Annotated in this window: 12 protein-coding genes and 1 pseudogene; 12 read left to right on the top strand and 1 reads right to left on the bottom strand. The window is 73.8% G+C overall.

Translation table 11 applies throughout. The annotated features are described in order from the left end of the window. Window positions 1-107: 107 nt before the first annotated feature. From ACZ6O5_RS07605 to ispG, 7 genes and pseudogenes are all read left to right on the top strand, one after another. Window positions 108-914 carry a helix-turn-helix domain-containing protein gene (locus ACZ6O5_RS07605; protein WP_465975213.1) on the top strand — a complete coding sequence of 269 codons (807 nt, stop codon included), beginning with the start codon at window positions 108-110 and terminating at the stop codon, window positions 912-914. Beyond that, window positions 905-1072: pseudogene (locus ACZ6O5_RS07600) on the top strand (DUF397 domain-containing protein); the annotation flags it as partial. The gene ACZ6O5_RS07605 and the pseudogene ACZ6O5_RS07600, both read left to right, overlap by 10 nt. A gap of 49 nt (window positions 1073-1121) precedes the next feature. After that, window positions 1122-1313, top strand: coding sequence for a hypothetical protein (locus ACZ6O5_RS07595; RefSeq protein WP_107155982.1), 192 nt, complete (start codon window positions 1122-1124; stop codon window positions 1311-1313). A 92-nt stretch (window positions 1314-1405) separates the two neighbouring features. After that, a complete protein-coding gene (locus ACZ6O5_RS07590; protein WP_465975211.1) occupies window positions 1406-2038 on the top strand; it encodes a Uma2 family endonuclease in 633 nt (210 codons plus the stop codon). A gap of 32 nt (window positions 2039-2070) precedes the next feature. Next, window positions 2071-3285, top strand: a complete 1215-nt coding sequence (gene dxr, locus ACZ6O5_RS07585; RefSeq protein ID WP_465975209.1) for a 1-deoxy-D-xylulose-5-phosphate reductoisomerase — start codon at window positions 2071-2073, stop codon at window positions 3283-3285. Next, entirely contained in the window at window positions 3282-4529 is a 1248-nt protein-coding gene (locus ACZ6O5_RS07580) for a M50 family metallopeptidase (RefSeq protein ID WP_465975207.1), read from the top strand. Before dxr ends, ACZ6O5_RS07580 begins: the two co-directional genes overlap by 4 nt. Before the next feature lie 9 nt (window positions 4530-4538). Further along, window positions 4539-5714 (top strand): flavodoxin-dependent (E)-4-hydroxy-3-methylbut-2-enyl-diphosphate synthase, encoded by a 1176-nt coding sequence (gene ispG, locus ACZ6O5_RS07575; protein ID WP_396775144.1) that lies wholly within the window; start codon window positions 4539-4541, stop codon window positions 5712-5714. A gap of 170 nt (window positions 5715-5884) precedes the next feature. Here the strand turns inward: ispG and ACZ6O5_RS07570 are convergent, their stop codons facing one another. Beyond that, the gene (locus ACZ6O5_RS07570) at window positions 5885-6481 is read right to left on the bottom strand and encodes a PadR family transcriptional regulator (RefSeq protein ID WP_425789846.1); all 597 of its coding nucleotides are present in this window, start codon (window positions 6479-6481) and stop codon (window positions 5885-5887) included. A gap of 135 nt (window positions 6482-6616) precedes the next feature. Here ACZ6O5_RS07570 and ACZ6O5_RS07565 point away from each other — a divergent pair, with 135 nt between their 5' ends. The 5 genes from ACZ6O5_RS07565 to ACZ6O5_RS07545 all read left to right on the top strand — a co-directional run bounded on the left by ACZ6O5_RS07565 (window position 6617) and on the right by ACZ6O5_RS07545 (window position 14692). Further along, window positions 6617-7456 (top strand): GNAT family N-acetyltransferase, encoded by an 840-nt coding sequence (locus tag ACZ6O5_RS07565; protein WP_465975206.1) that lies wholly within the window; start codon window positions 6617-6619, stop codon window positions 7454-7456. A gap of 90 nt (window positions 7457-7546) precedes the next feature. Then, the gene (locus ACZ6O5_RS07560) at window positions 7547-8359 is read left to right on the top strand and encodes an ATP-binding cassette domain-containing protein (RefSeq protein WP_465975205.1); all 813 of its coding nucleotides are present in this window, start codon (window positions 7547-7549) and stop codon (window positions 8357-8359) included. Then, complete coding sequence (locus tag ACZ6O5_RS07555; protein WP_465975203.1) at window positions 8356-10506, top strand: YhgE/Pip family protein; 2151 nt, start codon at window positions 8356-8358, stop codon at window positions 10504-10506. The genes ACZ6O5_RS07560 and ACZ6O5_RS07555 overlap by 4 nt, the downstream gene beginning before the upstream one ends. 10 nt (window positions 10507-10516) lie before the next feature. Next, entirely contained in the window at window positions 10517-11110 is a 594-nt protein-coding gene (locus ACZ6O5_RS07550; RefSeq protein WP_107155991.1) for a TetR/AcrR family transcriptional regulator, read from the top strand. A gap of 90 nt (window positions 11111-11200) precedes the next feature. Continuing rightward, the gene (locus ACZ6O5_RS07545; protein WP_465975201.1) at window positions 11201-14692 is read left to right on the top strand and encodes an ATP-binding cassette domain-containing protein; all 3492 of its coding nucleotides are present in this window, start codon (window positions 11201-11203) and stop codon (window positions 14690-14692) included. Window positions 14693-14700: the final 8 nt, after the last annotated feature.

Genomic DNA, 14700 nt, shown 5'->3' with positions numbered 1-14700 from the left:
CCGTCGTGTCTGTTCACACTCTGGTGTGGACGCGACTACGGTCGGAAGGCGGCGGGCGCTCCCGGCCCGGCTGTGCCGATCGGCTGGTGAGATGTGGTGGAGGTGTGATGGCCGGCGAACCGGTGTCGACGCTGGAGTTCCTCGGGGCGGAGCTGCGCCGCGCCCGCCGGGATCGCGGGCTCAAGCAGGAGGATCTGGCCCTGCGGATCAACTATTCGGCGTCGCTGGTCGGCATGGTGGAGATCGGCCATCGCACGCCCTCGCAGGACTTCGTGACCCGGGCGGACGCGGCGCTGGAGACCAGCGGCCTCCTCGGGCGGCTGCTCACGCTGGTGCGCGCCGACGCCGCGCCGCCGTGGCTCCGCGAGTGGATCAGCGTGGAGCGGGAGGCGACGTTGATCCGCTGGTTCGAGCCGTCGCTGGTGCCGGGCCTGGTGCAGACCGAGGCGTACGCCCGGGCGGTGCTGCGCGGCGGCCGGATGCTGCGGGAGAGCGAGGTCGAGCAGCGGATCACCTCCCGGATGGAGCGGCAGGCGATCCTGGGGCGGGAGACGCCGCCGGAGGTGGTGGCCGTGATCGACGAGGCGGCGCTGCGCCGGGCGGTGGCGGAGCCGGCGGTGATGGTGGAGCAGTTCGAGCATCTGCTGCGGGTGACCGAGCAGCCGAACGTCACCGTGCACGTGGTGCCCGCCGAGGCGGGGATGCACGCCGGCCTGGCCGGCCCGTTCATCCTGGCCCGCACGCCGGACGGCGGCGAGGTGGCCCACCTGGACAACGCGCTGCGGGCACACGTCACCGACCGGTCGGAGGACGTGGATAATCTTCGCCGCAGGTGGGAGAGCCTGCGGGGCGAGGCGTTGCCCCGGCGGGCCTCCCGGGAGCTGATCCGGGAGTTGACGAAGTCATGGACCTGACCGGCGCGCGCTGGCGAACCTCCACCCGCAGCGACAACGGCGGTTCCACGTGCGTCGAGGTGGCCACCAACCTGCCGCACGTCGTCGGCGTACGGGACAGCACCGACCGCCACGGCCCGGCGCTCCGTTTCCGCCCGACGGCCTGGACGGCCTTCCTCCGCTCCTTCATGATTTCGGCAGAGCGGACGATCCGGTGCGGCGGCGAAGGTGAGCGCGGTCAGGCCGACCGATGCGGAATCCGGGCTCACGGCGGACGAACTCGCACTTCGTCAGGGAATTGAACCGGTCGCCTGCCTTGACGAACTGGCTCGTCCCGAGCTGTTCGAGTCGGACGACGAGTTGGACCGCTTTCTCGCCGACCTCTACGCCTCTCGGCGCGATGGCGTCATCCCCGGGTAGGCCGTGACGGACACCGTGTGCGAGCAGGGCGAGACGGGGCAGCGCCGCTAGGGTGGGTGGTAGCACGATTACCCGCCGAGGGGGTGAGCCCGATGGCCCAGGCCGCATTCGCGCCCGAGCCGGCACCGCAGCCCGCCGAGCCGTCGTTCGACGTGCTCCGCTGGCACGACGAGCCGTGGACCGCGCAGCTTGCCCTCGATCTCCTACCGGAGACCAACGGCCCGAAGGTCGAGGTCCTGAGCGGAAGCGTGATCGTGACACCACATGCCGGCATCGACCACCAGTCGGTCGAGCGCGAGTTGCCCTACCTGTTGCACCGGGCCGCCCGCCGGGCGGGGCTCTGGGTCTATCCGGAGATCAACTTGGTGTTCGGCAAGGACCTGTTCATTCCCGACATCGCCGTGCTGCGCTCGTCGGGTGGCGGGCGATCCGCGGTCGACATCGGCCAAGCCGTCCTTCTCGGGGAGATCGTGTCACCCGGCAACCGGCGTAAGGATGTCATCGACCGGCCCCGGGAGTACGCCGCCGCCGGCGTGCCGTACTTCCTCCGGGTCGACCTGCGTAACCGGGTGCCGGCGCTCGCGCTCTACGAACTGGTCGACGACGACTACCGGCCGCTGGCCGCCGCGGCAGCCGGGACCACGTTCGTGATGCGGCAGCCGTTCGAGTTCAGCGTCGACCCGGCCGACCTGCTCGACGAGGAGGCCCCGGAACGGCCCGGGTGAGGCGTGCGGCGGCGCTGGGGAACAATGGGCGCGTGACCACTCCCCGAGACCTCGTGCTGCTCGGCTCGACCGGCTCCATCGGCACCCAGGCCATCGACATCGTCAAGCGCAACCCGGACCGGTTCCGGGTGGTCGCGCTCGGCGCCGGTGGCGGCAACGTGGCGCTGCTGGCCGCGCAGGCGCTGGAGCTGGGCGTGGCGGCGGTCGGGGTGGCGCGGGCATCCGCCGCGCAGGATCTCCAGCTCGCGTTCTACGCCGAGGCGAGCCGGCGCGGCTGGGCCTCCGGCGACTTCAAGCTTCCCAAGACCGTGGCCGGGCCGGACGCGATGACCGAGCTGGCGCAGTGGCCGTGCGACGTCGTGCTCAACGGCGTGGTCGGCTCGTTGGGCCTGCCGCCGACGCTGGCCGCGCTGCGCGCCGGGCGTACCCTCGCGCTGGCCAACAAGGAGTCGCTGGTGGCCGGCGGCCCGCTGGTGAAGGCCGCCGTCGCACGGCCGGGGCAGATCGTTCCGGTCGACAGCGAGCACTCGGCGCTGGCGCAGTGCCTGCGCGGCGGCGCCCGGGGCGAGGTGCGCCGGCTGGTGGTCACCGCCAGCGGCGGGCCGTTCCGGGGCCGGCGGCGCGACGAGTTGACCGACGTCACACCGGAGCAGGCGCTGGCGCACCCGACCTGGCAGATGGGCCCGGTCGTCACGATCAACTCCGCCACCATGGTCAACAAGGCGTTGGAGGTCATCGAGGCGCACGAGCTGTTCGACGTGCCGTACGCCGACATCGAGGTGATGGTCCACCCGCAGTCGGTGATCCACTCGATGGTCGAGTTCGTCGACGGCTCCACGCTCGCCCAGGCCAGCCCGCCGGACATGCGGCTGCCCATCGCGCTGGGTATCGGCTGGCCGGACCGGGTGCCCGACGCCGCCGCCGCGGTCGACTGGACCACGGCGCACACCTGGGAGTTCGCCCCGCTCGACGACGCCGCCTTCCCGGCGGTGGCGCTGGCCAAGGCGGCCGGCGAGGCGGGACGGTGCCGACCGGCGATCTACAACGCGGCCAACGAGGAGTGCGTGGCCGCGTTCGTGGCGGGCCGGCTGCCGTTCCTCGGCATCGTGGACACCCTCGGGCGGGTGCTGGAGGACGCTCCCGATTTCGACGAACCAGGTACCGTCGAGGACGTGCTCGCCGCCGAGTCGTGGGCACGGGCGCACGCCCAGGAGATCATCGTCGGGTCGGTGGAAGGAGCTCGATGAGCTATCTGCTCGGGGTGGTGCTGTTCGCCCTGGCGATCCTCATCTCGGTGAGCCTGCACGAGGCGGGGCACATGCTGACCGCCAAGGCGTTCGGGATGAAGGTCACCCGCTACTTCGTCGGCTTCGGGCCGACGCTCTGGTCGTTCAGGCGGGGTGAGACGGAGTACGGCGTCAAGGGCATCCCGCTCGGCGGCTTCTGCAAGATCGTCGGAATGACCCCGCAGGACGACGACGTCGAGCCCGGGGACGAGAAACGCGCCATGTGGCGCTACCCGGTGTGGAAGCGGACGATCGTGATGTCCGCCGGCTCCGCGATGCACTTCGCCATCGCGTTGGTCGCGCTCTGGATCATCGCGGTCTCCGCCGGCCTGCCGAACCCGAAGTTCCCCACCACCGAGGCCGGCTTCCGGGCCGAGCCGGCGGTGATCGCGCTCGCCCCGTGCGTGGTGGTGGAGAACGCCCCCCGCGCCTGCCAGGCCGGCGACCCGGCCAGCCCGGCCGGTCAGGCCCAGCTCAAGGACGGCGACCGGATCACCGCGGTGAACGGCCGCCCGGTCTCCACCTGGGGCGACATGCTCGACGTGGTCCGCGGCACGCAGCCCGGCCCGGCCACCGTCGCCTACCTGCGCGACGGCACCCCGGCCACCGCCACCGTCGACCTGGCGTCGGTGCAGCGCCCGCCGCTGAACGACCCCAAGGGCGCCACCTCGGCGGTCTCCGCGCTGGGCGTGGCGCTGCGGCCCAGCACGCCGACCCGGGTGGAGTACGGTCCGGTCGCCGCGTTCGGCGCCACCGCCGACTTCACCGGCAACATGGCGGTGCAGACCTTCCACGCCATGCAGCGCATCCCGCAGAAGGTGCCGGCGCTGTGGCACGCGATCACCGGCGCGGAGCGCGACGTGGACACCCCGATCAGCGTGGTCGGCGCCAGCCGGCTCGGCGGCGAGGCCGTGGAGAACAACGCCTGGCTGGTGTTCTTCATGCTCTTCGTGTCGCTGAACTTCTTCATCGGCGTGTTCAACCTGCTGCCGCTGCTCCCGCTGGACGGCGGCCACATCGCCATCGCCTGGTTCGAGCGCGCCCGCTCCTGGCTCTACGCCCGGATCGGCCGCACCGACCCGGGGCGCGTCGACTACCTCAAGCTCATGCCCCTCACGTACGCGGTGATCCTGGTGGGTGGCGTGTTCACGCTGCTGACCGTCACCGCGGACGTGGTCAACCCGATCACGCTCTTCTCAAGGTGAGTGCCTGAAGTGACCGCTGTCAGTCTCGGTATGCCCCCCGTACCGCCGCCGCCGCTGGCCCCGCGCCGGGCCAGCCGCCAGATCATGGTCGGTTCGGTGCCGGTCGGTGGTGGCGCACCGGTGTCGGTGCAGTCCATGACCACCACCCTCACCGCCGACGTCAACGCCACGCTCCAGCAGATCGCCGAGCTGACCGCGTCCGGCTGCCAGATCGTCCGGGTCGCCGTGCCGTCGCAGGACGACGTGGAGGCGCTGCCGGCGATCGCGCGCAAGTCGCAGATCCCGGTGATCGCCGACATCCACTTCCAGCCGAAGTACGTCTTCGCCGCGATCGACGCGGGCTGCGCCGCGGTGCGGGTGAACCCGGGCAACATCCGGCAGTTCGACGACAAGGTCAAGGAGATCGCCAAGGCGGCCGGTGACGCGGGCACGCCGATCCGGATCGGCGTGAACGCCGGCTCGCTGGACAAGCGGCTGCTGGCCAAGTACGGCAGGGCCACCGCCGAGGCGCTCGTCGAGTCCGCGCTCTGGGAGTGCTCGCTGTTCGAGGAGCACGGCTTCCGGGACATCAAGATCTCGGTGAAGCACAACGACCCGGTGGTGATGATCCGCGCCTACCGGCTGCTCGCCGAGAAGTGCGACTACCCGCTGCACCTGGGCGTCACCGAGGCCGGCCCGGCGTTCCAGGGCACCATCAAGTCGGCGGTGGCGTTCGGCGCGCTGCTGGCCGAGGGCATCGGCGACACGATCCGGGTCTCGCTCTCCGCCCCGCCGGTGGAGGAGATCAAGGTCGGCGCGGCGATCCTGGAGTCGCTGGGCCTGCGCGAGCGCGGCCTGGAGATCGTCTCCTGCCCGTCCTGCGGCCGGGCCCAGGTCGACGTCTACAAGCTGGCCGAGGAGGTCACCGCCGGCCTGGAGGGGCTGCCGGTGCCGCTGCGCGTCGCGGTCATGGGCTGCGTGGTGAACGGTCCGGGCGAGGCCCGCGAGGCCGACCTGGGCGTCGCCTCCGGCAACGGCAAGGGCCAGATCTTCGTCAAGGGCAAGGTCGTCAAGACCGTGCCGGAGGCGCAGATCGTGGAGACGCTGATCGAGGAGGCGCTGCGGATCGCCGACGAGATGGGCGCCGAGATCCCCGAGGAACTGCGCGAGCTGGTGCCCGGCGGCGCCACCGTCACGGTGCACTGACCCACCTGTCCGCGTCACGCCGTGCGGCCGTCCCCCGTCGGGGCCGGCCGCACGCGCGTCTCACCCCCACCCCGGTATCCCCGCTGATGCACGGAAAGCGTGGCCATGGCGGGCGGAATGACCACGCTTTCCGTGAATCTGGCGCGGCGAGGGGGAGGGGTGGGAGGGGGTTACTCGGGGTCGGCGAGGATGGCGTAGAGCTTGCGGCGGGTCTCGTCGAGCACCTGGGCGGCGCGGGCGCGTTGGTCGTCCGTGCCGGTGGTCATCACCTGCCGCAGCGCGTTCATGGCCTGGGTCCCCGCGTCGCGGATGTCGTGCCAACTGTTGACGGTCTGCTCGGCGAACTCCGCCCAGGGCGGGGCCTCCGCCGCCTGGGCGGCCTCGGCCTGCCCCTGCTCGGTGAGGGCGAACCGCTTGCGCCCGCCGTCGGAGTCGGGGGCGGTGGCGATGACGCCCTCGTCCTCCAGTAGTTGCAGCGTCGGGTAGATCGACCCGGGGCTGGGCCGCCAGGCCCCGCCGGTGCGGGCGTCGATCTCCTGGATCATCTCGTAGCCGTGCATCGGCCGCTCGGTGAGCAGGGCCAGCACGGCGCCGCGCACGTTCGGTCGCCGGCCGCGGCCCCGGCCACCCCGGCCGCGCCCGTGGCCGTGCGGCCCGTGCGGCCCGGGTGGGAACGGCGGCGGACCCGGGGGTACGGGCGGGAAGCCGAAGCCGCCGTGCCGGTGCATCTCGTCGTGCATGGTGTGGACGTGTCGACGGAAACCCATCGGACTCTCCTTCGCTGGGAGTATCACTGATGCATCAACGATATATCGGCAACGCATCGTCGACAAGACGTAATGGGGCGGCTGAGTGCCCGGTCGGCCCACCGGCTCCCGGCTGCGTCTGGCAGGCTGGTAACCGTGCTCACGATGCCGGTACGCCAACTGGGGGAGTCGGAGCGCCGTTCGGTCGAGCGGCTGCTCGACCTCGACCCCTACGCCGGCGCGCAGGTCGCCGAGCGGGTCGCGGCGCGCGGCCTGGCGTGGTGGCGGGCCGAGGCGCGGATCCTCGGCTACGGCTCCCGCCGCAACCTGGAGTCGATCTGCTGGCTGGGCGGCAACCTGACCCCGGTGCTCGCGTCCGAGTCGGCGGTGGCCGCGTTCGCCGAGCAGTTGGGCGAGGAGGAGCGGCTCTGCTCCTCGATCGTGGGTCGCGCCGACGCGGTGCTCGGCCTCTGGGACCGCCTCTCCACGCACTGGGGGCCGGCCCGGGACGTACGCCCGAACCAGCCGTTGCTGGCCACGGACGCGCCGCCGCCGGTGGCGCCCGACCCGCACGTGCGCCGCGTGCGCGTCGGTGAGGTGGACCGGCTCTTCCCGGCGGCGGTGGCGATGTACACCGAGGAGGTCGGCGTCTCGCCGCTGGCCGAGGACGGCGGGCGCGGCTACCGGCGGCGGGTGACCGAGCTGGTGCGCGCCGGCCGGGCCTACGCCCGGTTCGTCGACGGCCGGGTGGTCTTCAAGGCCGAGCTGGCGGTGGTGACCCGGCGCACCGCGCAGGTGCAGGGGGTCTGGGTGGCGCCCGAGTGGCGCGGCCGGGGCATCGCGGTCGCCGCGATGGCCGCCGTGGTCCGCGACGCGCTGGCCCGGGTCGCGCCGACGGTCAGTCTCTACGTCAACGACTTCAACCAACCGGCCCGGCGCGTCTACGAGCGGTGCGGCTTCCGCCCGGTCGGCACGCTCGCCACCGTGCTGTTCTGAGGATCACCCCGCCTCGCCTTGCCCCGAACCGGACACCCGGCGCTATGCTGGCCATGTTTTTATACTGACCAGTCAGTCTAGAAGGGTGCCATGGCAATCGTCGAGGCCAGCGGATTGGGACTACGGGCCCGTCGGGGCTGGGTCTACCGGGACGTCGACCTCACCGCGGACCGCGGTGAGCTGCACGCGGTCACCGGCCCGCCCGGCAGTGGTCGCACGTCGCTGCTGCTCGCGCTCGCCGGGCGCTTCCCGCACAGCCACGGCGAGCTGCGCCGCCGCGGCCCGGCCGCGCTCGGCCAGGTGGCCGGCGTGCACGAACCCGACCCGACGCTCACCGTCGCCGAGCACATCACCGAACGGCTGCTGCTGCTCGGGCCGGTGCCGCGCCGCCGCCGGCAGCTCGTCCCGGTGGCCGCGCTGCGGGCCCGCCGCGCCTACCGCCGCGACGCCTACGCCACCGCCATCGCCGGCGCCGGCTTCACCGACACCCCGCTCGACCCGGACCGGTACGGCCGCGACCTGACCCCGGTCGACCGGCAGGTGCTCGGGCTGGTGCTGGCTAGCCTCGGCGGCCCCAGCCTGATCGTCGCGGACGACGTGGACGCCGGCGCCGACCGAGGCGAACGGGAGTGGATCTGGGCCGCGCTGGAACGCCTCGCCGACCAGGGGTACGCGGTGGTCGCCAGCGCCCGGGCCGTCGAGCCCGGCGTCACCGCCACCGTGCACCGCATCGGTGACCCGGCGCTGCCCACCCCCGCCCTGCCCGCTCCCGTTGCGACCGATCCCGTTGCGACCGATCCCGTTGCGACCGATCCCGTTGCGACCGATCCCGTTGCGACCGATCCCGTTCCGACCGATCCCGTTGCGACCGCTCCCGTCCCGGCCGCCGAGGTGACCGCATGAGCGTGCTGCGACTGGCCCTGTTCGAGCTGCGCCGGATGACCCGGGGCCGGCTGCCGCGCGCCGCGCTCGCCGTGCTCACCGTGGTCCCGCTGCTCTACGGCGCGCTCTACCTCTACGCGTTCTGGGACCCGTACGGGAACCTCGACCGGATCCCGGTCGCGCTGGTCAACGCCGACCGGCCGGCGAAGGCGGCCGACGGCAGCGAGGTGCACGCCGGCCGGGACCTCGCCGACGAACTGATCGACCGCAAGGTCTTCGGCTGGACCGTCACCGACCAGGCCGACGCCACGAAGGGCCTCCGCGACGGCCGCTACCACCTGGTCTTCTCCATCCCGGCCGAGTTCTCGGCCACGCTCGCGGCCAGCCCGGAGCCGGACCGGCCGGCCCGGCAGGGCGAGCTGAAGGTGGTCAACGACGACGCCACCAACTACCTCTCCGGGCTGCTCGCCCGCTCGGCGTTCAGCGAGATCCGGGCCGCCGCCGCGGAGAGCACCGCCGCCTCGTACTTCGACAAGATGCTGATCGGCTTCACCGACGCCAAGGCCGAGACCGGCCGCGCCGCCGACGGCGCCGGGAAGATCTCCGACGGGCTCGACGCCTCCCAGCGGGGCGCCGGGCAGCTCGCCGACGGGCTCGGCGACGCCGAGAACGGCGCCGGGCGGCTCGCCGGCGGGCTGCACACGTCCGTCCAGGGCGCCGACAAGCTGGCCAAGGGGCTCGACCAGTTGCAGACCGGCGCCGCCCAGCTCGCCGACGGCGCCGGCCGGGCCGCCACCGAGACGAAGGCCGCCGCCGCCACCGTCGACGCCGCCGCCGACAGGTACGAGCCGGTGCTGCGCCGCAACGCCGACAAGATCCAGCAGGCGGCCACCGCGGTCGCCACCGGCGCGCAGCAGCTCGCCGCCGGCCTGGACGCGCTGCCCGCCAAGGCCGAGGAGGTGGTCAGGCTGGCGCAGGAAATCTCCGACCGGCTCGACGCGGTCGCGAAGGAACACCCCGAGCTGGCCGACGACCCGAACTTCGCCGCCGCCCGCACGGCCGCCGCCCGGGCCGTCACCCAGGCCGAGGCGCTGGCGTCCGCCGTGGACAGGTCCGACCTGGCCGCGTTGAAGAAGCAGATGACCGAGGTCGCGAAGACCGCCCGGGAGGTGGCCGCCGCCGCGCCGCACCTGGCCGACGACGTCGCCGCCGCCCGGGCCAAGGTCGACAAGCTGGCCAGCGGGCTCGGCACGCTGGCCCAGGGCAGCGCCAAGCTCCGCGACGGGCTCGGTGACGCGTCCACCGGCGCCGACCAGTTGCGCGGCGGCCTCTACCAACTGTCCACCGGCGCCCGCGCGCTCGACGGCGGCCTGGCCCGGCTCGGCACCGGCAGCACCTCGCTCGTCGACGGGCTGACCAAGCTGGAGGGCGGCGCCGGCGACCTCGCCGACGGGCTCGCCGCCGGGGAGAAGAAACTGCCCGGGTACGACGACGCGGCCAGTCGCGCCGACGTGCTCGGCGACCCGGTCGGCCTGATCCGCGACTCGCAGCACCCGGCCGGCTCGTACGGCGTGGGCTTCGCCCCGTACTTCCTGGCGCTGGCGCTCTGGGTCGGCGCGATGATCACGTACATGCTGTTGCGGCCGGTCAACCGGCGCCACGTGATGTCCGGCGCGCCCGGCTGGCGGGTGGTGCTCGCCGGCTGGCTGCCCGCCGCCGGGATCGGCCTGGCCCAGGTCGCCGTGCTCTACACCGTGGTGACGCTGGCGCTCGGGCTGCACCCGACGCACGGCGCGGCGACGTTCGGGCTGCTCGCGCTCACCTCGCTGGCGTTCACCGCGATCATGCAACTGCTCGGTGTGGCACTCGGTCCGGCCGGCCGGCTGGCCGCGCTGGCGCTGCTGATGCTCCAGCTCACCTCGTCCGGCGGCACCTACCCGGTGCAGACCTCGCCCGCCTTCTTCCAGGCCATCCACCCCTGGCTGCCGATGACGTACGTGGTGAGCGGCCTGCGGCACACCGTGAACGGCGGGCCGGCCGGCCCGGTGGTCACCGCCGCGTCGGTGCTGCTCGCGTTCGGGCTGGGCGCGCTGGCGCTCAGCGTCGGCGCGGCGCGCCGCTCCCGCCGGCTCACCCCGGCCAAGCTGCACCCCGAACTGACCATGTGAGGATGGGCCGGTGACGGACGGACGGACCCGCCGGCGGGAGGACACCCGCCAACGACTCTTCGTGGCCGCGGTTGACCTGATCGCCGAGCAGGGCTTCTCGGCGACCACGGTGGACGACATCGCGGCCCGCGCCGGGGTGGCGAAGGGGACCGTCTACTACAACTTCGAGTCCAAGACGGTCCTCTTCGAGGAGCTGCTGCGACACGGCATCGGCCTGCTCACCGCCGAGTTCCGGGCCGCGGTCGACGGGCTGCCCCCGCGCGAGGCGCTCGCCGCGCTGGTCCGCGCCGAACTGGACTACATCCGCCGCTACCGGGCCTTCGCCCAACTGCTGCTCTCCGAGATGTGGCGCACCAACCGGGAGTGGCAGCAGACGCTGCGGCTGCTGCGCGGCGAGGCGATCGAGGTGATCGCGGAGACGGTCCGGGCCGGGGTGGACAGCGGCGACCTCCCGGCCGACCTGGACGTGCGTACCGCCAGTTCGGCGCTGTTCGGCGTCGGGCTGGTGGTGGCCGTGGACTGGCTGGTGTTCCAGCCCGAGCGGCCGATCGGCGACGTGCAGGAGGCGCTGCTCGGCATCGTCCGCCGGGTCGCCCGGACCTGACCGGAACGCGGTAATTCGGTTGAACCACGCCGGTCCGGCGGGAAGGCTGGGTGCACCGCCCCCACCCGTCCGAGTCCGGAGGACCGTCCTATGCGCCTGCTCCGAGACCTCTGGGCCACCGCACCCCGGCGGATGGCGGCCGTTCTGCTGCTGATCGTGCTGGGCGCCGGTGGCCAGGCCGCCGCCTCCGCGCTGGCCGGGCCGGTGCTCGTGCACCGCTCGTCCGGCTGGTTCGTCGCGCTGGCCGTGGCGCTCGTCGCCGCCGTCGTCACCGACCTGCTGATCGGGCTGATCATGGCCCGGCTCACCGCCGACTGGTCCGCCGACGTGCGTCGCCGGCTCTGCCGGGTCGCGCTCGGGCAGGAGCTGCCCGCCCTGGAGACCACGCCGGTCGGCGAGCTGCTCGACCGGATCGACAACGACGTCTACCAGGTCGCCGCCGAGATGCGGAACACCGGCGTACGGCTGGCGCAGGGCATCGCCGTCTGTGTGCTCGCCACCGTCAGCGCGCTCGTCGTCTGGTGGCCGGCCGGCGTGGGGATGGTGCTGCTCACCACGCTGCTCGCGGTCCTGCTGCGCCGGCCCACCGCCCGCATCGCCCCGGCCCGGATGGCCGAGGAGGAGGCCTGGTCCGACCTCGCGGCCGTGATGGAGGAGGCGGTGCACGGGCAGGACGACGTGCGCACCAGCCTGGCCCGGCCGTACGTGATGCGGCTCTACGCCCGCCGCGCGGCCGAGGTGGTCGCCCGCTGCGGCCGGGTGTTCCGGCTCTCCGCCCGGGTCACCTCGGTGGCCGCCGGTGGCGTCCGGGCCGGCATCGCCGGTGTGGTGCTGGCCGGCGCGTGGGCGCTGTCGACCGGGCGGGTCGACGCCGCCCGGCTCACCGCCGTCTGGCTGCTCGCCATCGCGTTCGGCGCCACCGTCGAGCACATCGCCCGTTGGGTGCCGCACCTGCAACAGGCGTTCGGCGCGTGGGCCCGAGTGCAGTTGCTGGCCGGCGCGCGGCAGGAGCCGGCCGGCGGGGCCGCCCCGACCGACGGCGACCTGAGCGTGCGCGGGCTCACCTTCCGCTACCCGGCCGCCGGCGAGGAGCGCGGCCCGGCGCTGCGCGACGTGCGGCTCGACTTCGTCCGCGGGCGCTCGTACGCGCTGGTCGGCCGCACCGGCTCGGGCAAGTCGACGCTGGCCAAGGTGCTCACCCGGGCGGTGGAGGTGCCCCGTGGCACCGTCTTCCTGGGCGACACCGACCTGGTCGACCTGGACGTCGAGGAACTGCGCCGGTGGATCGCCGTGGTGCCCCAACGCACCGAGATCCTCGCCGGCACGCTCGCCGAGAACGTCGCGTTGCACGACCCGGAGCTGCTCGACGCCGCCGAGCGGGCGCTGGCCGAGCTGGGCCTGGCCGGCTGGATCGCCGAGCTGCCCGACGGCGTGCACACCCGGCTCGGCGAGGGTGGGCACGTGCTCTCCGCCGGCCAGGAGCAACTCGTCGCGTTCGCCCGCATCCTGGTCCGGGACCCGCACGTGGTGATCCTCGACGAGGCCACCGCGCGACTCGACCCGGTCACCGAGAACCGGGTCCGCGAGGCCACCGAGCGGTTGCTCACCGATCGGATCGGCATCGTCATCGCGCACCGGCTCTCCTCGGTGCGCCGCTGCGACGAGGTGGTGGTGATGGCCGACGGCGCGGTGCTGGAGGCCGGCCCGATGCGTGAGTCCGCCCGCTTCGCCGAGCTGCTCGCCACCAGCCACGCCGGGGCGTACGCGGGCACGGGCGCGCGGCGCGGCGGCGTGGAACTGCTCGACGCGCCCGGCTGGGCCGACGAGGCGGCCCCGGCCGTCGCGCCGGCCCCCGCGCCGCGTCGCGCCGGGATGCCGCGCGCCGAACCGCCGCCGGCGCCGCCCGCGCCGCCCGCGCGGACCATGCGGGAGATCCTCCGGCTGGGCTTCAACGATCCCCGGTACGGCCTGGCCGCGATCGGCCTGTTCATCGTGCTGACGCTGCTCGGGCTGGACGGTTCGGTGCTGCCCTGGCTCTGGGCCGAGCTGGTCGCCGGCGGCGACCCGTGGCTGCCGGCACTCGGCATCGCCGCCGCGCTGCTGCTGGTGCTGCCGCTGCCCTACCTCACCAACCTGTGGTTCCCGCAGTGGTGGATCCGGCAGATGCTGCGGATCAGCGCCCGGTTGGTGCACGGGCAGACCGGCGCGCGCCGGGTCAGCGGGCACACCCCGGCCGAGGTGGTCGCGCAGGGCGGCGACACCGACCGGGTGGTGCAGCTCGCCGACAACCTGATGGACCAGTTCATCTCGCTGGCCATCGTGCTCACCATGACGCTGGTGACAGGCAGCTTCGTGCCGGCGCTGTTCTTCGTCGGCACGATGGTGGTCTCCGGGCTGGCGGCGACGCTGTTCGGGCCCCGGCTGGAACGCACCGCCGCCGGCACCGTCGCCGCCCGCGCCGCGTTCGCCACCGCGCTGGTCTCCGCGCTCTCCGCCGCCCGCACGGTGAAGCTGGCCGGCGCCACCCGGCCGGTACTGACCCACCTCGCCGGGCTGGACGCGGTGCGCAGCGAGCGGCAGCGCCGGGAGATCGCCATGCAGGTGTGGGCCCGCTCCACCCCGGCGGTCGTCAGCGGGCTGCTGCCGATCGGGGCCTGGGCGCTCTACCTGACCGGCGGGCTCTCCGCCGGCGCCACCCTGGTCGCGGTCTCCACGCTGGGCGCGGCCCGCTGGTTCGCGTGGACCACCGCGGCGCTGGTCTCGCAGTACCCGTCGGCGCGGGTGTGGACGCGGCGGACCGTGGCGATGACCGGGACGGCCAACTACTCCGAACCGGTGCCGGGGCTCGACCTCGTCGCCGGCACCGCGCCCGCGCCGGAGCCGCCGCCCCGGCACCCGCTGCGCCGGCTGGAGCTGGCCGGCTTCGGCGCGCTGCACTCCGACGGCACGCTCGCCGTCCGCGACGTCGACCTGGTGGTCGAACGCGGGCAGTTGGTGCTGGTGGTCGGCCCGGTAGGGGCCGGCAAGTCGTCGCTGCTGCGCGCGCTCGCCGGGATCGTGCACCACGTCGGCGCGTTGCGCTGGAACGGCGAACCGGTCACCGAGCCGGAGCTGTTCCTGCGCCCCAACCAGGTCGGCTACGTGGGCCAGCTACCCCGGGTGCTCTCCGGCACGGTGGCCGAGAACATCGCGCTCGGCCACCCGGTCGACGCCGCGAGCGCGGTGTCGACGGCCCAGCTCGACCACGACCTGGCCGCCGCTGGAGGCGGGCTCGGGCTGCTCATCGGGCACAAGGGGACCCGGCTCTCCGGCGGTCAGCTCCAGCGGCTGGCGCTGGCCCGGGCGCTCGCCCCGCGTACCGAACTGCTCGTCGCCGACGACGTGTCGTCGGCGCTGGACGTGACCACGGAGCTGGCGCTCTGGGCGGCGTTGCGCGAGCACGGGGTGACAGTGGTCGGCTCGACCGCCAAGCGGGCCGCGCTGGTCCGCGCGGACCACGTGGTGGTGCTTGTCGACGGCGTGGTCGCCGACCAGGGCGCGTGGTCCGACCTGGAACCCCGCTGGAACCATCTGGCCGGCTGACCGCCGGG

The organism is Micromonospora sp. NPDC049201, from assembly GCF_055586805.1.
Note: the sequence above shows the minus strand (reverse complement) of the source record. Positions and strands in the feature narration are given on the sequence as shown.